Annotated in this window: 20 protein-coding genes; 12 read left to right on the forward strand and 8 right to left on the reverse strand. The window is 43.9% G+C overall.

The features are described 5' to 3' along the window. Positions 1-15: 15 nt before the first annotated feature. The 4 genes from AS29_RS21555 to cidR all read right to left on the reverse strand — a co-directional run bounded on the left by AS29_RS21555 (position 16) and on the right by cidR (position 2,245). Positions 16-159, reverse strand: coding sequence for a hypothetical protein (locus tag AS29_RS21555; RefSeq protein ID WP_197491582.1), 144 nt, complete (start codon positions 157-159; stop codon positions 16-18). Between the two features lie 117 nt (positions 160-276). Next, entirely contained in the window at positions 277-645 is a 369-nt protein-coding gene (locus AS29_RS06265; protein ID WP_035410387.1) for a hypothetical protein, read from the reverse strand. Positions 646-667: 22 nt separating this feature from the next. Next, positions 668-1,186: an acyl-CoA thioesterase gene (locus AS29_RS06270; protein WP_035410383.1), complete on the reverse strand. Its 519-nt coding sequence runs from the start codon at positions 1,184-1,186 to the stop codon at positions 668-670. A gap of 174 nt (positions 1,187-1,360) precedes the next feature. Next, positions 1,361-2,245, reverse strand: a complete 885-nt coding sequence (cidR, locus tag AS29_RS06275; protein WP_035410381.1) for a cidABC operon transcriptional activator CidR — start codon at positions 2,243-2,245, stop codon at positions 1,361-1,363. A 205-nt stretch (positions 2,246-2,450) separates the two neighbouring features. Between cidR and AS29_RS06280 the strand changes: the two genes are divergently transcribed. From AS29_RS06280 to AS29_RS06320, 9 genes are all read left to right on the forward strand, one after another. Further along, a complete protein-coding gene (locus AS29_RS06280; protein WP_035410378.1) occupies positions 2,451-3,785 on the forward strand; it encodes a DUF2252 domain-containing protein in 1,335 nt (444 codons plus the stop codon). A 706-nt stretch (positions 3,786-4,491) separates the two neighbouring features. Further along, a complete protein-coding gene (locus tag AS29_RS06285) occupies positions 4,492-5,676 on the forward strand; it encodes a ParM/StbA family protein (RefSeq protein ID WP_035410375.1) in 1,185 nt (394 codons plus the stop codon). Positions 5,677-5,688: 12 nt separating this feature from the next. Continuing rightward, entirely contained in the window at positions 5,689-6,279 is a 591-nt protein-coding gene (locus tag AS29_RS06290) for a hypothetical protein (protein ID WP_035410372.1), read from the forward strand. 201 nt (positions 6,280-6,480) lie between these two features. Beyond that, positions 6,481-7,680 carry a class I SAM-dependent rRNA methyltransferase gene (locus AS29_RS06295; RefSeq protein ID WP_231889911.1) on the forward strand — a complete coding sequence of 400 codons (1,200 nt, stop codon included), beginning with the start codon at positions 6,481-6,483 and terminating at the stop codon, positions 7,678-7,680. Between the two features lie 361 nt (positions 7,681-8,041). Beyond that, positions 8,042-9,730 carry a DUF6583 family protein gene (locus AS29_RS06300; RefSeq protein WP_035410367.1) on the forward strand — a complete coding sequence of 563 codons (1,689 nt, stop codon included), beginning with the start codon at positions 8,042-8,044 and terminating at the stop codon, positions 9,728-9,730. A gap of 8 nt (positions 9,731-9,738) precedes the next feature. Next, complete coding sequence (locus tag AS29_RS06305; protein ID WP_082883752.1) at positions 9,739-10,953, forward strand: ABC transporter permease; 1,215 nt, start codon at positions 9,739-9,741, stop codon at positions 10,951-10,953. Continuing rightward, positions 10,950-12,116, forward strand: a complete 1,167-nt coding sequence (locus tag AS29_RS06310; protein ID WP_035410365.1) for an ABC transporter permease — start codon at positions 10,950-10,952, stop codon at positions 12,114-12,116. The genes AS29_RS06305 and AS29_RS06310 overlap by 4 nt, the downstream gene beginning before the upstream one ends. Next, a complete protein-coding gene (locus AS29_RS06315; protein ID WP_035410362.1) occupies positions 12,113-12,826 on the forward strand; it encodes an ABC transporter ATP-binding protein in 714 nt (237 codons plus the stop codon). The genes AS29_RS06310 and AS29_RS06315 overlap by 4 nt, the downstream gene beginning before the upstream one ends. A gap of 74 nt (positions 12,827-12,900) precedes the next feature. Beyond that, positions 12,901-13,620 carry a pseudouridine synthase gene (locus AS29_RS06320; protein ID WP_051860780.1) on the forward strand — a complete coding sequence of 240 codons (720 nt, stop codon included), beginning with the start codon at positions 12,901-12,903 and terminating at the stop codon, positions 13,618-13,620. 254 nt (positions 13,621-13,874) lie between these two features. Here AS29_RS06320 and AS29_RS06325 read toward each other — a convergent pair whose 3' ends face one another. Then, complete coding sequence (locus AS29_RS06325) at positions 13,875-14,225, reverse strand: PqqD family peptide modification chaperone (protein ID WP_051860779.1); 351 nt, start codon at positions 14,223-14,225, stop codon at positions 13,875-13,877. Beyond that, entirely contained in the window at positions 14,218-16,110 is a 1,893-nt protein-coding gene (locus AS29_RS06330; protein ID WP_035410359.1) for an OPT family oligopeptide transporter, read from the reverse strand. Before AS29_RS06330 ends, AS29_RS06325 begins: the two co-directional genes overlap by 8 nt. A 196-nt stretch (positions 16,111-16,306) precedes the next feature. Here AS29_RS06330 and AS29_RS06335 point away from each other — a divergent pair, with 196 nt between their 5' ends. From AS29_RS06335 to AS29_RS06345, 3 genes are read left to right on the forward strand one after another with little or no spacing between them, the layout of a single operon-like run. Further along, the gene (locus AS29_RS06335; protein ID WP_051860778.1) at positions 16,307-17,347 is read left to right on the forward strand and encodes a class I SAM-dependent methyltransferase; all 1,041 of its coding nucleotides are present in this window, start codon (positions 16,307-16,309) and stop codon (positions 17,345-17,347) included. Positions 17,348-17,398: 51 nt separating this feature from the next. Continuing rightward, positions 17,399-17,947: a DUF4825 domain-containing protein gene (locus AS29_RS06340; protein ID WP_051860777.1), complete on the forward strand. Its 549-nt coding sequence runs from the start codon at positions 17,399-17,401 to the stop codon at positions 17,945-17,947. Positions 17,948-17,998: 51 nt separating this feature from the next. Next, positions 17,999-18,613, forward strand: coding sequence for a PH domain-containing protein (locus AS29_RS06345; RefSeq protein ID WP_035410355.1), 615 nt, complete (start codon positions 17,999-18,001; stop codon positions 18,611-18,613). A gap of 418 nt (positions 18,614-19,031) precedes the next feature. On the opposite strand, the gene AS29_RS06350 is transcribed toward AS29_RS06345, so the two are convergent. Together AS29_RS06350 and exaC are read right to left on the reverse strand one after the other, a co-directional pair. After that, positions 19,032-19,409 carry a DUF779 domain-containing protein gene (locus AS29_RS06350; RefSeq protein ID WP_035410352.1) on the reverse strand — a complete coding sequence of 126 codons (378 nt, stop codon included), beginning with the start codon at positions 19,407-19,409 and terminating at the stop codon, positions 19,032-19,034. A gap of 20 nt (positions 19,410-19,429) precedes the next feature. Then, a complete protein-coding gene (exaC, locus tag AS29_RS06355; protein WP_035410347.1) occupies positions 19,430-20,947 on the reverse strand; it encodes an acetaldehyde dehydrogenase ExaC in 1,518 nt (505 codons plus the stop codon). Between the last annotated feature and the right edge of the window lie 101 nt (positions 20,948-21,048).

The raw sequence follows: 21,048 nt of genomic DNA on the forward strand, positions 1-21,048 counted from the left end.
CACTCTCCATCCAATTTAGAAAAGCAGAATTCCCGCCAAGCATCCAAGGCCATATCCGCTCATTAAGATGGCTGCTCCAAGGATGACAAATAGGCTATATCGAATAAATTCAGGCTGTTTGTATACTAAATCTGCAGCTGTTCGAAACGTTCTTTCCACTGTAATTCCTCCATCAATTTATTACCATATAGGTGAAGAATATCTGGATTTACAATGAAAATCAATAGGAAATCAAAAGAAAAAATCCTGTGCCTTAAAAACACAGGATTCACTGACTTATGCGATTGAAACGCCTACAAGTGATTCGGGGGGATGTCCTATGGATAAGCGGCTTATTTTTGAAAAGCCGGTATCATGATAATGAGAGAGGATTCTTTTTAATTCTGGAAAATCAGGATCATCCTTTAGCTTCTCGGCCTCTTTTTGATAAAGGAGAATGACTGATTTTTTGGCACTGCTCGGAAAATATCTGCCTGGCTCTTCATCCAGCAAAAGGCTCCCCATAAAATGATGCTTAAATTGAAGCTGCCTTGTTAAGTTCACAAGATGGATCCACTGCGTGAAAAGTCCTGGGTGCACTTCTTTCAATTTTTCAAGATCTGCCTGCAGCGTCTTTAATTGCTCTATGCTCGAAATGGCTACCATTCGAATCCCTGCCTTTCTGAAATTAATGATCCCATGGCTTGCTAAGGGTAATATTTTTCGCAAGCTCCTTGCTCTTCGTTCTTCTATGCTTTCTCATTTCAGCCCGTTCATTCGCGGTTTCATACAGGAAAGTCTCTTCTTCTGTTTCAGGAATTACAGCAGGTACTTCAAGGGGGCGCTTATTTTCATCCAATGCAACGAAGGTTAGAAACGCAGTTGCTGCGATCCGGCGTTCGCCTTTAATCATATCCTCGGCAATGACCTTGCAGAAGATTTCCATTGATGTTTTTCCCGTATAAGAAACAAAGGACTCAATACAGACCGAATCGGTTTGATGAATCGGGCATAGAAAATCGATCGAGTCGGTTGAGGCTGTCACACACTCTTTTGCCCGCGCATGACGTCTTGCTGATAAGGTGGCACAGCTATCCAGCTTTTTCATCAGGACACCGCCGAATAACGTGTTGTAATTATTTAAATCGCACGTTAATACTTGATCTGTATTTACAATGCGGCTTTCTTTCGCTCGTTTTGCTTCCATGTCGTCAGATCCTTTCCGTCTTAAGTAATCTGTTGTTTATACGGCTAGTGTAGTATGAGAAAAATTGTAAGTAAAATGGTTATTTTTTATTCTGACTATTCAGTTTGTCTATGTAAACGCTTTGATTTTGCTGTAAGAAAAAGCGGCCCTCTTTTTAGTCGAGGAACCGCAAACTTAATGCTGATTCAGTTGCTTCTGGGCGTATTGCAGCCATTCTCTTGCTGCATAGGGGAGATAGTGGTCTTTTCTCCAAATAACTGCAAGGTGCCAGCCCATTGATGGGATTACGATCCTTACAGAACGTACTTTGTCTGAGAGGTGACAGCAAATACTCTCGGGAAATAAGGCAACTCCAAGCTTGCAGGCAGCCATCTCCTCAATAAACTCCCACTGGGAGCTCTCAGATACAACTTTTGGATGGAAGCCCGCGCGATTGCATGCAGAAAGGATGCGGTCATGAAGAACAAAGTCCTTATTAAAAAGGATAAAGGGTTCAAATGCAAGCTCTGAAAGCTCAATTTCATCCCGGGCAGCGAGAGGGTGATCCGGGTGCAGAACGACCCGGAAATCCTCTTTCATATAGGATAGACACTCAAATTCATCTTCATTTGCCGGCAGGACAACGACCCCCGCATGAAGACCTCCGCCTGCTACCTCTTCTTCGATTTTTTTAGAGCCATCCTCCACAAGATGGAAGGTGATATTCGGGTATTTTTCATGAAAAGATCCGATCATTTTTGGAAAAAAGCCGGTGTCAATAATAGGTGGGAGGCCGAGCCGGATGACTCCTTTTTTCAGGTTAAGCAAATCATCAAGCTCCAGCTGAAGATTGCGGAAAGCTTGATCAATCGACTTCGCCTGCTCATAAATGACCTGACCGGCATCCGTCAAAACGAGTTTTTTGCGGGAACGCTCAAATAGCGTGACCCCCAAATCCTCCTCAAGATTTTTGATCATCTTGCTGATGGTTGGCTGGGTGATGAACAAGTGATTGGCCGCTCGAGTAAAGCTTTTAAATTTAACAACTTCAATAAAATATTGCAGATGCTTGATATCCATGTTCTTCACCCTCTTTTCCATTATTCTTTCATCTTAGCAAAGATCGCTCCCTTCTTCACAACGGTTTTTGCAGAATTGAAAAAATAGGAATATACTAATTTTGTCCTGCATTTACCGCAATGGAAATCTCGATTCTTTCAGCTGCTCAATGAAAATCTGCTTTTAAACGTTTCGCTTCATAATGATTGGAAAGCGGTGAGGAAAAATGAACATAGAAAATATCGCAGACCGTGCAAATGCTACGAGAAGAAAGCTGCGCTATCAAACAATCGACACGATTTTAAATGAATTTGATGGGGAAATAATGGGACTGACCCATGAAATGAGAGTAGAAAAATATCGAAAAATGGCAGAGAGCCCATTTCGTTTTTACAGAGGCAGCGCTTATTTATTTTATTTTGATGTAACGAAAATCCCTTTTTCTTTTCACACCCCGGAAGACAAACCGATTTGGATCCAGGGAGATCTCCATATTGAGAATTTCGGTGCCTTTCAAAATGAGAAGGGTGACTTTGTTTTCGATGTAAACGATTTTGATGAGGGGACAATGGGTTCTTATTTATATGACGTGCTTCGGATGTCGGTCAGCATAGCCTTGTTTTGTGAAGCCGAGGGGTACGATGATCAGGAGCAGGAAGAGCGGATACGAACTTACTTACACGCATACTGCCAGCAGATGAAACGCTTCGCAAAAGGCAAAGATGATCCTGTGACCCTCTACTTTACGGCAAATAACACGAAAAATCCGGTTCGTAAATTGCTGAAGAAGCTGAAGAAAAGACGAATGAATAAATTACTGGATGATTTTACTGAAATGAATGGGGATGGCATTAGACAGTTTAAGTGGTCTGAGGAGATTGTGTCAGCAAATGAAGCGGAAAGGGTAATGATTCAAAATGTGTGGGAGGATTACATCCGGACGCTCGATGAAGCAGACCAGAAAGATTTAGCATTCTATCACATTAAAGATATAGCACGAAAACATGGGTCAGGTACAGCTTCAATCGGACTTGACCGCTTCTATGTGCTGATAGAAGGGGAAAAAGGTGAGCAGGACTTAGATGACCTCGTTTTAGAAGTGAAAGAGGTTCGTGCTCCGATTCCCGGGTTCTTCCTTCCGGCAGGAAACGAATTTTGGCAGGAACATTTCCATCAGGGTGAGAGAGTCATTGCTACACAAAAGGCGATGCATCATCACGAGGATCCGTTTTTAGGGTATGTTACGATGGATGGCCGCCATTTCTATATTCGTGAACGCTCTCCTGTTAAAAAGAAGTTGAAAGCTAAACACATCGAGGGCCCTCAGGCTATGGATGAAGCCCTGGATACAATGGGAAGAATTACAGCAAAAATCCATGCCAGAGCGGATGCAGATCTGGATGATTCCTTCATTCGCCATCACAGTGAGATCGAGATTGCCAGAGCGATTGGCTCTGATACCGGCAGGTTTACGGAACAGCTTTCGTTTACTGCCATGACCTATAAAAGACGGGTGAATGCGGACTATGCCCTCTTTTGCGAATGGGTAAATACATTTTAATTAGGCTCTGTTAAACTTGACTGTTGATTGCAGTTAGCAGGCGCTGCTCGCCTTCCACTCCAATCAACAGGTGTTAAGAATTAACATCACGCTTTAAAGGAGCCTTTAATTAAAGAACGAGGGCTGCTAAGGCCTTCGTTTTTTTAGGTTTTACTGCTGCTGCCAAATCTTCTCCCTCATTTTCGACAGTTTTCTTTCATATCTTTCAAGTTTTGCCCATTATGAGATTTTCCTCTTTTCTTCCTACCTCTTTATCTTCTATTTAATCTTCTTATCTAGAAACGTTTTCGATCATTCAGTATTTTCCAGATTTTGATGCATCGCGCTCTCTGTAAAATTTACAAATATAGACACCTCTATCTTTTTGGCATAAATATATAGGGCATAAAAAGATTTTTTAATTCACTTTTTTTGGGAAAAAACATGATGTTTACACTATTGTTTACTTGTATACAAATTGTTTTCGTATGTACACTTTAATGTATACAAGTAAACAAACAAGTACACATGTTGATTTAACGGTATGTGTACAATAAAGTATACTTGTTTACAAATTAAGTAGTTTTGTGTACGGAAATGTCTGCATGTATACAAAAATGAAAACGTTAAAACCTGTATTGAAAGAAAGCCTTTTATGTATTACCTTTAAAGTAGACCATGTAAGCGAATGGTATATGGAACTTTAATGAAGAAGGGAAAGTTGACTATGAATCTTTCAAGAATTGCAGCAGTCGATGTCGGGAACGACGCAGTTAAAGCATTGTTCGGAAAACTAGACTCAGAACTATACATACCAAATGTAATTGCAAGAGATTTAGAAGATCGTCCGGTTATTGGAATTGAAGAATTAAATGAAAAAGACCCGCTGGAGAACATTCACATCCGTGTGCACTCCCCTGCCCTGAAAGAAAACAATGTGATTTATCGAGTAGGAAGCCTTGCAGCAAAGAGCAATAATTCCACGGAGCTGGATCCTGGAAGCAGCAAATCCGAAGAGGATCAGACGCTTGTTATGCTGTTTGCTTCATTAGCTCTTGATGCAGTTAACGGAACATCAGAAAAAGGCTTTAAGAAAAACAACCAGGTAATCGATGCGAATTATACGCTTGGAACGGGTCTTCCTTTAAGAGAAGTAAAAGAAGGCAAGGATGTTGGGTACCGCTCCCAGCTGCTTGGCTCTGTCCACCAGGTAGAATTCCTGGTAACACCGAAATATCAAGGGCTGAAGGTTAATATCAAGTTTGATGAAGTGAAAGTATATCCGGAGGGATTTGCAGCGTACGTCAATCTTGTTATGGATAATGACTTAAACATTATTAATAAAGATTTGATTGATAAGCGGATCCTCATCCAGGACATCGGCGGCCTTTCGACAGATATCGCTGTCATCCGCAACCGTAATGTGGATGATGATAAAGCGCAAGGTTTTAACTTGGGAGTTTCTGAATCTCTTGAGGCAATCAGAGAAGAAATTCTTACGAAGCATGGTGTGGAGCTTGATAGCCGCAGAGATGTGGTTGAAATCATCACCCGCAAAAATGACCGCAACCACATCATGGTAAAAGGAAGCCGTACAAGCGTACATGATATTACAGACCGTATTCTTTTAGAATTAGCGAAGAAACAATATCGCTTCCTGCGCAATGTTTGGCAGCGCAACTCTCAAACGGAGATCTGCTACTTTGTCGGCGGCGGGGCATCTGTGTTGAAGGATTACCTTAAGGCGCTTAATAATAATCTTGATGGCTATAATATTGAGTTCTTTGAAGATGAAAAAGAAAGCATCTGGATGATGTCCAATGCTTACTATAAGCTGATTTCGGATTTTGTCCGCAAAACAGCTAAACAAGAAAAAAGGGATGAAAAGCAGCCGGCTTCCTCATCCAAATAAGGTGATGACTAGATGAAACCGTCGGATAAACGTATTGAGCGGGGCCAGGCGATCACGTTCAGGGTCCCCTCTGATACTCCCGATCACCTGTTGAAACAGCTATCAAAGCTGAAGGAAATGGAAAAGCGCAATTTTTCCAGCAGAATTGGAGAGTTTGTCATGAAGGGAGTGAGCGAATCCCTCTCTAAAGAAAGGCAAACTCTCACAATCCCCCTTCCCCGCCAGCTTACGAAGGAACAAAGAAACTGGCTGAAACATGAGCATTCAGAAGCGCTTCTCGGAAGTATGATTCACCAGCTGCTTGCCAACCCGGTGAGAGCGACTGCGCTTCTTGCCTCCATGAACAGCCATACCCTGGATCCCGATGAACTGATTATGTTTGAGGATCAGACAGGGGCAGCGCTGGAACAAGAGCAGCGTTCATTTACTCCCGTTCCTGCTGAGGAATTTCCCTTGGATGATGCAGAGTCTGGGGATGATGATCTGGAGAGCTTCAGCTTCGATCAAATGCAAGACCAGATTCGAAATCATGAACCTGAAGAAGAAAAGGAAGAGAGTGCAGAGGATCTTCTTGGAGATTTTCTGTCAAGTATGAACAAATAAGGCTCCCGTGGCGGGAGCCTTATTTGTGTTCTCAAACACATTATTGCCTAGGAAATTCTCGCTTAGCTTTCATAATGGAAGTTCAGAACCTTAGAATTTTTACCATTTACACCAATTGCTTAGCAGTAAGAGCGGGCCCGGAATAATATGTTATACTTTGCAATTAGGGAAGCTGAAAAAGCTATTACATGACACGGAGTGATTATATTGCAAAAAAAACTTCAATCAAAACCTGCTTCAGCCAAGCTCTTTCAAAAAGGGTATCCCCTAGTTGAAATGGAAGCAGTGGCGAATCCGGGTGTCCTAAAAGAAGAAGGGGAGATTTTCACTCTGACCGACTCAAAAGGGGCATTTTTAGGGACAGGTTATTATGGCAAACAAAATAAAGGGATTGGCTGGATTTTGACCTTCAAAAAAGGTGAATCAATTGACCAGCCTTTCTTTGACAAAAAAATGGTGGCAGCTGCAGACTATAGGTCCTCGATGCTGAAGAGTGAAGATACTACAGCTTTTCGCCTGTTTAACGGCGAAGGTGACGGGATTGGCGGCCTAACTATAGATTACTTCGAAGGCTACTGCCTCATCAATTGGTACAGCAAAGGAATTTACGCATTTAAAGACCAGGTGATGGCCGCCCTTCAGAAAGCAATTCGTCCAAAGGGGATTTATCAAAAGAAACGATTTGATGATAAAGGCCAATACATTGAAGAAGATGATTTTGTTGCTGGTGAGGAGGCTCCATATCCTCTTCTGGTGAAAGAAAACGGGGCAAAATTTGCGGTTTATTTGAATAAAGGTGCAATGGTCGGGGTGTTTTTGGACCAGCGCGACGTCCGCAAGGCAATTAGAGATGCCTATTCGAAGGATAAGACGGTTTTAAATATGTTTTCCTACACAGGAGCGTTCTCGGTGTTTGCTGCGCTGGGAGGGGCTTCTAAGACGGTGAGTGTCGATGTGGCGAACCGCAGCCTACCGAAAACGATTGAGCAATTCAGCATCAATGGAATTGACCACGAAGCGCAGGAGATAATCGTGGAGGATGTATTTAAATATTTTAAATATGCAGCTAAGAAAGAAAAAATCTATGATTTGGTGATCCTAGACCCTCCAAGCTTCGCAAAATCCAAAAAGCATACGTTCAGTGCTGCCAAGGATTATAAAAACCTGCTGAAGGATACAATCAGTCTGACTGCCCGGAATGGTGTGATTGTTGCCTCAACAAATGCGAGCAACGTGAGTGACGAGAAATTTAAAGGGTTTATCGATCAAGCCTTTAAAGAATCGAACGCAAAGTACAGCATTCTGGAAAACTACAAGCTGCCAAAAGACTTTCGGACTAGTCCGCAATACAAGCAGGGAAATTACCTGAAAGTATATTTTATAAAAGTAACGGCGAAGTAAGATTGGACAGGCTTAATGCCTGTCTTTTTTGATGGCTTTTTTCCCGCTGAGTGCTGTGAATATTCGATCCAAACTGACCGTTTATCCATTGTATGTAGTTTAAATGAATCAAACGCAATCCTTAAACTTCGGAAAAAAATATGTAAAAAGAAGGTTGTTTTAGTTTTATTTTCCTTTTCTTGGGTATAGGTAGATTAGACCTCATCTACCCTCATAATCAGAACTAAAGTTGCGGATCTAATTGCTTATTGTTTGCAAAGATTGTCGAATGTATAGTATTCACCTTTGTGTTTTTTTATGATGGTTTAGGTGATTTCCACGATTTAGTAAAATCTTACATAATCCAGGGGGTATTGAGTTCATGAATAACAATGAAAATCGAACAGGAAGATCTGAAGCCGCTGCAGCAACGGAGACGGTTCCAAGCAGACAAATGGGGAAATTTCCGCTGAAATGGGTCATTGCAGGAATCGTTGCTTTTTTAGTAATCGGGGGCACGGCAGCTTACGCTTTAATTTTCAATAAATCGGCTAAACAGGTTTACTTGTTCTCCGAATTTAAAACGTTTCAAAAAGCAGCTGAGGATTTTGAAGATCAAAACGGCGAGCTTGCTGATTTTCAGGAAAAGTTCGCGGAAATGGCTTCCAGCACAAAAACAGAAGTTACAGGCGGTGTTGAAGCCGATGGAGTACTGCCTCCCGAGTTTGAAATGATCCAGGAGTTAATAAATGAGGCTGCCATTACAACGGATGTTGAACAGGATCCAAAATCAGATAAGAGCTTTACGAAGGCAGGCATTGCTATTCAGGGAGAAAATCTTCTGGATATGGAAATTTACCAATCACCTGAACAGGTTGCTGCAAAAATACCTTCAATTTATGAAAAGTACCTCTACCTGAATTCAGATGAATACGGCAAGTTCATGAGACAGGTAGATCCAGCCTATTCCGGACCTGAAAAGCTGAGCTTTCAGCCGCTTACGATTAAAGACTTTGAACTGAATGAAAAGGAACAGAAGCACCTTCAGGATACGTATGTGTCCTTCTTAAATGAACAGCTGAAGGATGAATTCTTCACGAAAAAGGATAATGTTTCTTATGAGCATAACGGCGAAAAGCAGAGTGTAACCCAGGTTACAATGAAATTAACAGAAAAAGAAACAAAAACGCTGATCAGCCGTTTACTTGATCAAATGATTAAAGATAAAGAGCTTCATACTATTATAGCGAACAGGGTAGTGAAAATCGGGAATACCGGAGCAAGCCAAATGGATATGATGGACCCTGAAACAGTAAAATCTGATTTCGTGGATGGTCTGAAAGACGCGAAAGAAGGTTTGAAGGATGCAAAGATCCCTAAAGGATTTACTTCCGTGCTGATGGTGAACGGTGATGAACTGGTCATTGACCGCAAAATGGATCTGGCCGTAACGGACACGGAAAACGGATCGAAAAATGAGGTTTCCATTCATACAATGGACGTTCCTTATGACGGGGATAAGAAAAGAGACCAGGAATTTAAAATGGATTTAGTCTCTGATAATCAGGATGAGGGTGCATCCATCCTATTAACAAACAAGATCGCAAAAACAGATGATGCCAACCGGACAGAGAACCTGAAAGGCAAAATCTCAAGCAAGGATCCAGCAGCTGAGGGAGCATTTAATTTCTCAATGAAATCAGAGTTTTCCGGAAAAGATCCTGCGAAGCAAACGATTAAACGCGACTTTTCATTAGGTACAGAAGACGGAATGGATTCTCCGTTTAAAATTGAGGGTAATGTTACACAAAAGCAGGATGTAAGCGTGAAGGACAATTACAGCAACCAGCTTTTTGAAATTAAACTCAATGGTGGTGCAGATATGGCAGAAGGATCTATTTCTTTAAAAATCGACACGAAGACAAAACTAAAGAAAAATGCCGATATTCCTAAAGTTAATCTGGACAATGAAGTTAATATCAATAACATTACACCTGCCCAAATGACAGACATCCAAATAAAAGCCGGCACTAAACTGCAGGATCTAATGATGCAGCTTGGAGTCATTTAAGTTAGGCAATGATATCTTTCCTTTATATGACGCTGTTCTTTCTGAAAGGCGTTGTCCGAAAATGGAAAACTCTTATTCTCTTATTCTCTGTCCCGCTCATCTTAATGGGCGGTTCAGCTTATATTGCGGCAAAGGCGTTCACGAATAAGGAACGCCTTGAACCGTTTAAGGCCGCAATTGTAGACCAGGATGAAACCTTTCAGACAGGATATGTCATCAAACAGCTGACGGACAATAAGGAACTGACACGTGTTGTAAAGCCTGTGGTAACTACTGAAGAGAACGCGAGAAAGCTGCTTGAAGAAAACAAAATTGCCGGCATGGCAATCCTGCCTGAAAACTTCAGCAAAACCATTATGAACGGGGAAAATGTCCCGCTCACGGTGATTGGAAATGAAAATAAGCCTCTTCAGGCCTATTTGTTCCGCCAGGTCATGGAAAGTGCAGCTGATTATACATCGGCTGCTCAAAGCGGAATTAACACCATCTATGATTTTATGCTTCAAGGGGACCTTTCAAGTGAAGTCAGAAAGACAGAATATAAAAAGGATGTCCTCTCCTTTTCCTTGCATGCCCTCGGAAGAAATGAAATATTTGACGAAACGGAAGAAGGCAGTTTATTTCTGAAGAATATCCTTTCCTACTACGGGATATCGATCTTCACGCTGCTTCTTATGGTTTGGGCCTATCAAATCTTACTTTTTATGCGGGGGCAGATTACGTCTGGAATACGGACGCGTTTGCTGCTTTACAAAATGAGTGCTTGGAGATTGAGCCTTTCCGAATGGCTGGCTGCAAGTGTTTTCCTGCTCCCCTTGCTTGCAGCAGGGGTGTATGCCTTAAAGGCGATTGATATCTGGAATGGAGAACGCATGCTGGAAATAGGGGCAGGGTCTATTTTGATCTTACTGATTTTTACGGCTCTATTTGGTTTTGTATCATCCATTTTCACGAGTGACCGGCTTTTCCAGCTTGTATCTGCTGTATTTATTTCCACAGGCTGTGTACTGGGCGGGCATTTTATTCCTTCCTTTTACTTGCCGGCATGGCTTGAACCATACTCATTGTACTCAATCAATACGTACGCGCTGGATTTGACATACGCTCTTTTCGGAGGCGGGACTGCTAATTTCGGACCTCTCTTTATTCTGTTATGTGCCTTAATTATTCTTATATCACTTGGTGCGTTCCTGAGAGAAAAGAGAATGGAGGCGAAAGGATGAGAATAGCGCATCATACATTCATGCAAATACTGAAAAAGCCATTTCTCCTTCTTCTCCTTCTCTTTTTGCCGGCTGCCGCCATATACGGGGTAAGTGAATTCACAGGAAATGTCGAAGAGGATTTGAGTGTACCGGTAGCCATCGTAGATCAGGACCGGACTGATTTTTCAAAAACCTTCATAAACAGACTGGAAAAACAGGAACGGATTAAGCTTTCTCAAACGACCGAAGCGGATGCAAAAGATTTGCTGCTAAGAGAAGAAACGGATACGGTTTTCATTATTAAAGAAGGCTTTAAACAATCAATCAGGGATGGTGAGAGAGAAGGCATTATTGAAATGCGGACCTCTCCGTTATCTGTAGCCTCAGGTGTGGTTCGGGAGATAGCTGCGAGTGAAGTGATCCGGTTTACATCCAGTGCTAAAGCGGCAAACCGGGTGGAAAAAATTGCCCGGAAATATGAGGGGAATTTTTCAGCTATAGAAGGAATCTGGCAGGAAGCCTATCAATACGCAGATCAGCAATGGGAGCCAAAGCCGCTCATGACTATCCGGTATGTCGCTGCAGAGAAGGAAAAAAACGCGGAAATGGAGTCCGATTCCGGATCGGGAATGCTTGAGTCTCCAGCTAGAATATGGACGATAGCTGCCTTGCTCTTGTGCATGTTCACATGTGACTGGATTCCAAAGGAAAAAGACGTTCTTTATAAACGCATCCAGACGACACCGGCAGGGCTCAATGCTTATATTTTGCAATCCTTCATTGCGTACCTAGCCCTGAATGTAATACAGGCTGCAGTCAGCTGGTGGATGATTGGCAGGCTTGAAAGCGGAACGCCGATTACGCTGCTCATTCCAATGGTGATTTTCATGATGCTTGGGCTATCTGTCAGTTTTTTTCTCGCCAGCATTTCACCGCATACAGGTAATTATTACACGGCAAGTACCGTGTGGATTTTTACAGTAAGCCTGCTTGGAGGAAGCGTTGTCCCTGCTGGTGAAATTCTGCCGCAGCTGAAAAACCTGCAGGAATGGCTGCCTCAGGCACCTGTTCTAAACTGGGATCTTTATAGCGGCTCCATCTGGCTGAAGCTGATTCTTACAGCAGCACTGAGCAGTATCCTTATCTTTATTTCAATGTCTCGCTTAAGGAGTACCCGATGATTAATATAGATAAAGTCACCAAAACCTATGGAAAAAAGCAGCCCCTTAAAGAGGTGTCTCTCACGATCTCCAAAGGTGAGGTATTTGGGCTCCTTGGCAGGAACGGGGCCGGCAAGTCTACCCTTCTTTCCATTCTCGCGGCGATTTCTCAACCGGATTTTGGAACGGCTCATATTAACGGTATGGACAGCAGGAAGCAGAAAAGAAAGGTCAGGGAATGCATCGGCTATGTACCGCAGGATATTGCTCTTTGGGAGCAAAATACCGTGAAGGAAAACATGATCGTGTTCAGCAAGCTGGCCAAAATCAAGGCATCTGAAGAAAGCTTAAAGAAGCTTTGTTCTGACGTTCAGCTCGAGGATCAGTGGGAGGAGAAGGTAAGCAGACTCTCAGGGGGCATGAAAAGGAAGCTCAATATTGCCGCAGCGCTCATTCATCAGCCGGATATTTTGCTGATGGATGAGCCGACTGTCGGAATCGACCTTCAATCGAAGCTTGAGATTAACCGTCTCGTAAGAAAGCTTGCGAATGAAGGAAAAACAATCGTTTATACGACCCATGATTTAAACGAAATTATGACCTTGTTTAACAGAATCGGTGTTTTAAAGGATGGGAATTTTTCTTTTATTGGCACAGCGAATGAGGCGGAAGAGAAATATGGCGGGAACACCTCCCGGGATGAGTGGATCTATAACCTTCTGAACCGGTAAAAAACCAGCATTGCCCTTCCCTTGAAAAAAGCGTTTAATATAGAGAATGGAAAAAAACGAAAGCAGGCGGAAGTTTGAGAATCAATAAATATATGAGTCTCTCAGGGCACTGGTCCAGAAGAGAAATAGACCGTTTCATTGAAGAAGGCTGTATTACCGTAAATGGCAGCGTTTGTGTCCGCGGTCAGGACGTTTCAGAGGAAGATGCCATTCTTGTGATGGGGATGCCCATACCTGATAAGCCAAAACCTGTCTATATCGCTTTAAATAAGCCTCCCGGCATTGTGTGCACCGCTGTCAGGGACGTGCGTAATAACCTTTTCGAGTATATGGACTATCCGGTGAGGATTTTCCCTGTTGGCCGTTTGGACAAGGATTCCCAGGGGCTTTTAATCATGACAAACGATGGCGATATATCAAATCGAATTCTTCGCTCTGAGAAAAGCCACGAGAAGGAATATGTGGTGACCGTCACCAAGCCGTTCGGAGGTGAATTTCTGGAAAAGATGGGAGCGGGTGTTGCCATTCTTGGGACAGTCACCAATCCGTGCAAAGTAAGCCGAATATCCTCTGACACGTTCCGAATCATATTGACTCAAGGGCTGAACAGACAGATCAGAAGAATGTGCAAGGAGCTCGGCTTCTATGTAACGAGACTTGAAAGAATCCGGATTATGAACATCAATCTGGAAGGGACGGAGCTTGGGGAATGGAGGCATCTTACGGATGGTGAGATGCTGACTTTATTTGAAAAGCTATATGGTAAAACCAGGGAAACTACGTCTGGAAAGTAACATTAACAAAAACAGGGAGACGCATTTTATAGCGTTTCCCTGTTTTATTTTAAAATTTGAGTCAGGCTGAATGAAGCGGAAGGACGACACTCCGGCGGGAGCAGCGGGACAGGTGAGACCCCGCAGTCGCGAAGCGAGGAGGAGGCTCACCGCCCGCCCCGCGGAAAGGGAGTCCTGCAGCGGAAATAAGCCCAAACAAATCTAAGTTAAATAGTAAGTGGTTTATCTACGATGCTTTTTGGACAGCCTCTTGTTCATTCATCTTTCCATACTAGCCATTCCTGCGATTCCAGGATTTGAATAAATTTTGTCAGCCTTGGGAGAACGGGCTCGGCATCTTCCCCAAAATGGGCGCTCATAGCATTGGCCAGATCCGCCACGGTGGCATCATTCTTCATTTGTGAGAGGGCATACGTCCCGTACTCATCCATCTGAATGGTTCTAAAGGAAGGCTGTTTCAAGAAACGGATGGAAAATCGTTCAGCCCAGTTTGCCCGCTGTACGATTAAAACCCCTTTGCCGCCGTCCTTCATCTGCAGTTCAACATGATTAGCAAGAAGAGGAACCAGTTCAAGCAGGTTCCTCTCTTTTTTCTTATTAAACACGCTTTTTGCTGCCTTTAAACGATACATACCCAAGCAGTACCGCTAAAAGAAGGAATAGGATAAACGGAAGCAATGCACTAGGGAACAGGGCATTTTCCGGAATGTTTACTTCAAAATACAGGAGAATCGCAATGACAACTCCGATAAGAGCCTCTCCTGCAATCAGACCGGATGCAAACAGGGTTCCTCGGTCTGTACGTTCTGCAAGAGCTTCTTTGGTCTTTGAGAATTTCTCAATGAAGAAGCGTACAAATCCGCCAATCATAATGGGTGTGCTTACGTGAACAGGCAGGTAAATACCAACCGCTACGACAAGAGAATTCATACCGAAGAATTCAAGCGTTACGGCAATTGCCGCTCCAATAAAGATTAGATCCCATGGAAGATCTCCGCCAAGAACACCCTCAGCCAAAATTTTCATTAACGCGGCTTTCGGTGCAGGAAGATCAGCTGAACCCATGGTGTACGCATTGTCCATCAAGATTAGAATGAATCCGATCAGGGAACCGGATGCAACGACACCAATCATCATTGCAACCTGCTGCTTCCAAGGCGTTCCTCCGACAATGTAGCCGGTTTTTAAATCCTGGGAAATATCTCCTGCAACAGCAAGGGCTGTACAGATGATTGCAGCTACGAGAAGGGCAGCAACCATTCCATCCATGCCGGAGAATCCGGTTGCTTTATACACAACCGTAACAATCAGCAGTGTTGCAATCGTCATTCCTGAAACAGGAGAGGAAGAGCTTCCGACGACTCCGACAATACGGGATGCCACGGAAACAAATAAAAATCCGAAAATCGCAATGGCAATTGCGCCAATGATTCCGATTTGCGTAACAGGAACGAACGCGATAATCAAAACAAGTGCAAGGATTCCGATCAATACATATTTCATCGGAATGTCCTGCTCTGTCCGGATTGGTGCTGCCTGCAGATTCCCTCTATTATCACGAACCCCTTTGAATGTAGCAAACGCCGAACTGAAAAGGGTCGGAAGAGATTTAACCAAGGTAATCAAACCGGCTACTGCAACCGCTCCGGCACCGATATAGCGGATATACCCTTCCCAAATACCCCATGCATCCAATTCGCTGATTGGGGCAACAGCAGGGAAGATTGCAGCGTCAGAACCGCCTCCGAAGAAGCCGATTGCAGGAATCAGAACGATCCAGGCAAGAAGTCCGCCGCCAAGCATTTGACCGGCAACTCTAGGTCCGATAATATAGCCGACACCGAGAAGGGCAGGCAGTGTATCAATTCCGACTACGGCATTTTTAAAGTTTGTTATGCCGGTTTCCACTTCCGTCTTGAACAATTTAAATCCATCGCCAAGTGCTTTAAAACCTCCGCCGATTAACAGGCCGATTCCAATCAGCTTCGCACTGTTTCCGCCTTCTTCACCGGATTTAAGCACTTCAGCACAAGCTGTGCCTTCCGGATAAGGCAGGATCTCATGCTCTCTGACAATTAAAAGCTGACGAAGAGGCACCATCATAAATACACCAAGGAATCCCCCGGTAAGGACAACGAAGATAATCAGCCCCTGGCTGACATCCACATCCCAAAGAAATAAGGCAGGAAGGGTGAATACCGCTCCGGCTCCAACCGCCTCTCCTGCTGTCGTCATCGTCTGAACGATATTGTTTTCCAAAATCGAGTTCCTTCTAAATAATCCTCTTAAAATCGCCATTGAAATAACCGCAGCAGGAATAGATGCTGATACCGTTAAACCAATCCGAAGTCCTAAGTAGGCATTCGCTGCACCAAACACGACCGCTAAAATAATACCAAGAACAATAGCGGTTACAGTCAGTTCAGGCAAAGATTTAGATGAAGGAACGTAAGGGACAAATTTATCACGTTGTTTTGAATCATCTGACAATTTACTCGCCACCTATAGTTATAGTAAAAAAACATTTATTATCTTACCACTGTTTCGCGTATATCAAAAGTGTTTTTTTTCAGAAGGGTATGAAAAAAAATTGTGGAACTATTATATAGAAAACACATCTGCTAACTATTCCCCCTCTTGTCAGCAATAATTCTGCTACGCGTAAATTGGAAGGGAGCGTATTCATATGGAATTAATAAATGCGGTTCAACATTCATTGCGGTATACGGAAGATGATGCAGGTATTACGGAGCTGCTGCCGAGCTACAGGGTGGACATGAGACATGCGAAGGAAAATGAAAAGTTTTTTAATGCAGGTCTAGTCAGTGATTGGTCTAATTTGACCTGGAAAGAGGCCGGGAAGCCGTATGAAGTGAAAACCGCCGCTAAATCCAAACGTGAGTATGAACGCGAGAACGGGGAAATGTCCGTAAAAGCTTCATGGGAATACTTTAACCGGTCCTTTCACGAATGGTTTGTGAAGGACGTACCGGATGAACTAACCCAAAGCAAGCGCGAACTGAAGCAGCACCTCTCCAGATTCCGGTTTTCGGAAGTTAAAGAAGCATTAGGGGAAACCGTCCGCTTATCATTATGGAACTATGCCCACCGAATTGAGGATGGTGTCTGGGATCCAAGGGGCAAACGCGCCCTGTTTGAAGGATTGGACGTCCATAAACCGAGAATCCTCTTCCTTGGCGCTGCAGAAGGGTATGAAGCCATGCAGCTTTATGCCATGTACCCCGGCGGTGAGATTGTGATGGCTGATTATGATGAATTCTGCAAAACCGACCGTTTTGGCCACTTTCCTGATACGTATCCCTTCCTTGGAACGAACCCGCAGACGGGCCATATGAAGGTGTGGTATAAGGATCAGATGAACATCACCTATTTGGTTGAAGATATAAGGAATTTACAATTCGGAAAAGAGTTCGACATTGTCTTAAGCGTCGGTTTGTTAGAGCATTTTCCGGATGAGCTGAAGCATGAGGCGCTGGATTGGCACCGCAAATTTTTAAAGCCGGGGGGCTATGTCATTATGACAACACCGAGGCTGCAATTGAAATCCAAGCTTTTCTACACCATCATGGCCGATGTAATGAACCATACGTACCGGGAGCTCATGGATATCCGGCAGATGGGGCTTTATGTGTATGAAGGCGGCTTTGAAATTCTCCGCCACGGCTTCATTAAAGTTCATAATGGAATTGTGGCAAAACCGCGCTGAAAATGGGAACTTATTTCCTTATGGATCGTATAGCATATGGGAGGCGGTTTTTTGAAAAAATGGCTGGCGTTTTTATTTTTAACAGGTGCAGTAACTCTTTCTGCAGGCTGCCAATCTGGAGAGTCTGGGGAAGCCGCAGCCCAGAGAGTTCTTGCAGATGAGAAACACACATTCGTTGGAGACAATAGCGCTGTAGGCGGGATCTTAAGCCAGCTTCCAGGCAGTCAGTATGTAAAAACACTGCAGCTTCATACGAAGGAAAAGCCTTATGGCCTGACGGTCACGTACGGGCTGAAGAATGGTCAGAATGATGCTTCTTTTGAAAACAGCTGGGATGCGAAAAACAGTCAAAAGGTGCTGCTGAATAACGCAGCCTCCCTGCTCATCCTGATTGAAAATGCAGAGTGGGCTGAATTGAAAATCGAAACGGAGAAGCCGATGTCTTTAAAAGTGACAAAAGACGAGCTTCAGTCTCTTTTTGGTGAAGATTTATCCATGTATGCAGACGATCCGGAAAAATGGAAGAAGGACGTTGCCGATCGGATGGCAAAAGGAGATCCGGAAATTACAAATTTTTTGGAAACTCATCTAGCAGAATAGCAGACTCTCTATGTTAGACTAGAACCATAAACAGTTGAAAGGAAGATGGATATGTTTGGAAAAGTAGCATCAGATATGCTGGGACTTAGTGATATTGGGAGCGTCATCAAGCCTGCCGATTATGACAAGGTGGACGCAGATGATTACATCCTGCATGAAGAGAACGAACGGATCTTTTTCCTGATCAAATCAAAAGCTGATGAGTATTGCTTCACAAACCGCGCCCTTGTTCATTTGGACGGAGCAAGTGCTGCAAGCAAAAAACGTACACTGAAGAGATATGAATACCGCGCAAATAAAATCTCAGAGGTCTTTCTCGAAACGGCAGGAACGGTAGATTTGGATGTAGAGATTAAATTTAAGCTAGGAAATACCGCGTTCTCAATCGATGTACATAAAAAGCATCTGGAAGAGCTGAAGGATCTCTACAAAGCTCTCATTAAGATTGCTGAAATCAACCGCGAAAGCCACCAGGCGCTGGAGTATGCAAAGCAAAGCCTTCAAATGGCATCCTCTACGCTCGGCAATATGAGAAGCACAGAAGGAAGCCTGTCCGAAGAGTTCAAAAAAGTAAACCAAACCGCCTTCAACTGGCTCATGGATACGAAAAAGCAATACAGCATCAGAGATTTTGGCTACGTATTTGAGAAATACATTAATAATTGATGAAAAACCCAGCTCCTGGTGGTGAGGAGCTGGGTTTTTTGGCGGTTTAGCGGTTTTGTGTGGCAGACATCAGGTTGGTTCTGCTGGCACAGAGATTAAATCGCCGGCTAATTGGGATATATCGACCGAAATAAGGATTTATCGGCTATTGATTGGATATATCGACCGAAATAACAATATATCGGCTATTAATTGAGATATCGACCAAAATAAGGATTTATCGGCTATTAATTGAGTATATCGACCGAAATAAGATATATCGGCTATTGATTGGATATATCGACGAAAAACCGAATATATCGACGAAAATAGAATTATATCGACGAAAATACGAATATATCGGCGAAAATAACAATATATCGATTTTTCGACTGAATTCGACCCCCACCCGAAGCGAACGAGCGTACTGCATATGCACTTACCGCCGCCCAGCTTCCTCTTCCGCATTCAGCTCCCGAATCTCCTCCGCTGTAAACGGGCGGGATCGGCTCAGGAATCGAACTCCTTCCACCCCTTCAAGCGAGAACATGCCGCCTCTGCCATCGACCACGTCAATGATGACCTGAGTATGCTTCCAGTAGTCGTATTGTTTTTTATGAATATAGAAGGGGCTGCCGCCAATTTCTCCAAGCAGAATGTCCTGGCTTCCGATGAGAAGATCCCCCTCGGGGTAGCACATCGGCGAACTGCCGTCACAGCAGCCACCTGATTGGTGAAACATGATGGGACCGTGCTTCTCTTTCAGCTTTTCGATTAATGTGATCGCCGTTTCAGTCGCAGTAACGCGGTCGGCCATTTTGTTATACACCTCCGTTTTTAAAAGAAACCAAGTTTGTTTGTGCTGTAGCTGACGAGCAGATTTTTAACCTGCTGGTAGTGGCTGAGCATCATTTTGTGATTTTCCCGTCCGATTCCGGACATCTTGTACCCTCCGAAGGCAGCATGTGCCGGATACTGATGGTAGCAGTTTGTCCAAACGCGGCCGGCTTCAATGGAACGGCCAAAATGGAAGGCAGTGTTCATATCGCGGGTCCAGACACCAGCCCCAAGGCCATATAATGTGTCATTCGCCATGGACAGGGCATCATCTGCGTCCTTAAACGTAGTGACGGATAGGACCGGTCCGAAGATCTCTTCCTGAAAAATTCTCATTTTATTATTTCCTTCAAAAATTGTCGGCTGAATATAGTACCCCTCAGAAAGGTCGCCATCCAGCTGATTCCGTTCGCCCCCGACCAGGCACTTGGCTCCCTCCGACTTCCCGATTTCCAAATAAGAAAGGATTTTTTCCATTTGCTCTGAGGAGGCCTGGGCTCCCATCATAACGCTTGGATCGAGAGGGTTGCCCGTTTTAATCGCTTTTACCCGCTCAATAGCGCGTTCAATGAATTGGTCATAGATGGACTCCTGTACGAGAGCACGGGAAGGGCAAGTACACACTTCGCCCTGATTCAGGGCAAACATGACGAAGCCCTCTACGGCTTTATCGAGAAAAGCATCATCTTCCCTCATGACGTCTTCAAAGAAGATGTTTGGAGACTTTCCTCCAAGTTCGAGTGTAACAGGTATAATATTTTGGGATGCGTACTGCATGATTAAGCGGCCTGTAGTAGTTTCGCCGGTAAAGGCAATTTTGCTGATTCTCGGGTTAGACGCAAGCGGTTTTCCGGCTTCCAGTCCATAGCCATTCACAACGTTCAATACTCCATCAGGCAGAAGATCGCCGATCAGGTCCAGCATAAACATAAGGGAGGCAGGAGTTTGTTCTGCAGGTTTTAAGACAATGGTGTTTCCGGCAGCAAGTGCAGGAGCGATTTTCCAAGTGGCCATCAGAATAGGGAAGTTCCAGGGGATAATTTGTCCGACCACGCCGAGCGGCTCGTAAAAATGATAGGCAACCGTATCCTGATCGATCTGGCCGATGCTGCCTTCCTGGGCGCGGATGACGGAAGCGAAATAACGGAAGTGATCAACGGCTAACGGAATGTCTGCGTTCAGTGTTTCTCTAACCGCTTTCCCGTTTTCCCACGTTTCGGCAAGGGCAAGCTTTTCAAGATTTTCTTCCATTCGGTCTGCGATCCGGTTAAGAATGAGAGAGCGCTCCGTTACGGACGTTCTGCCCCATGAATCCTTGGCTTTGTGCGCAGCATCGAGAGCAAGCTCAATATCCTCTTCAGTCGAACGGGCCACCTGGCAAAAAACCTTGCCGGTTACAGGCGTGATATTTTCAAAGTACTCTCCCTTTACAGGAGGTGTCCATTTTCCTCCGATAAAGTTGTCATAACGGTCTTTGAACTGAATAATGGAGCCTTCCGAATTTGGAAATTTGTACATGCTTCATTTCTCCTCCCGTGTATGTAGTTCAATAGACTGTAATCGCTTACAATCTAACTTTAGAGAAACATGTATTTGGAAAATTGTCAATTATTAGACTT

The sequence above is a fragment of the Bacillus sp. SJS genome (genome assembly GCF_000732485.2).
Lineage (GTDB): Bacteria > Bacillota > Bacilli > Bacillales > Bacillaceae > Metabacillus_B > Metabacillus_B sediminis.

Coding starts and splice junctions, on each gene's coding strand:
- AS29_RS06310 (WP_035410365.1), top strand. CDS start 10,950: ATGAGAATAGCGCATCATACATTCATGCAAATACTGAAAAAGCCATTT.
- AS29_RS06335 (WP_051860778.1), top strand. CDS start 16,307: ATGGAATTAATAAATGCGGTTCAACATTCATTGCGGTATACGGAAGAT.
- AS29_RS06345 (WP_035410355.1), top strand. CDS start 17,999: ATGTTTGGAAAAGTAGCATCAGATATGCTGGGACTTAGTGATATTGGG.
- AS29_RS06315 (WP_035410362.1), top strand. CDS start 12,113: ATGATTAATATAGATAAAGTCACCAAAACCTATGGAAAAAAGCAGCCC.
- AS29_RS06350 (WP_035410352.1), bottom strand. CDS start 19,409: ATGGCCGACCGCGTTACTGCGACTGAAACGGCGATCACATTAATCGAA.
- AS29_RS06290 (WP_035410372.1), top strand. CDS start 5,689: ATGAAACCGTCGGATAAACGTATTGAGCGGGGCCAGGCGATCACGTTC.
- exaC (WP_035410347.1), bottom strand. CDS start 20,947: ATGTACAAATTTCCAAATTCGGAAGGCTCCATTATTCAGTTCAAAGAC.
- AS29_RS06265 (WP_035410387.1), bottom strand. CDS start 645: ATGGTAGCCATTTCGAGCATAGAGCAATTAAAGACGCTGCAGGCAGAT.
- AS29_RS06270 (WP_035410383.1), bottom strand. CDS start 1,186: ATGGAAGCAAAACGAGCGAAAGAAAGCCGCATTGTAAATACAGATCAA.
- cidR (WP_035410381.1), bottom strand. CDS start 2,245: ATGGATATCAAGCATCTGCAATATTTTATTGAAGTTGTTAAATTTAAA.
- AS29_RS06300 (WP_035410367.1), top strand. CDS start 8,042: ATGAATAACAATGAAAATCGAACAGGAAGATCTGAAGCCGCTGCAGCA.
- AS29_RS06305 (WP_082883752.1), top strand. CDS start 9,739: ATGATATCTTTCCTTTATATGACGCTGTTCTTTCTGAAAGGCGTTGTC.
- AS29_RS06285 (WP_035410375.1), top strand. CDS start 4,492: ATGAATCTTTCAAGAATTGCAGCAGTCGATGTCGGGAACGACGCAGTT.
- AS29_RS06280 (WP_035410378.1), top strand. CDS start 2,451: ATGAACATAGAAAATATCGCAGACCGTGCAAATGCTACGAGAAGAAAG.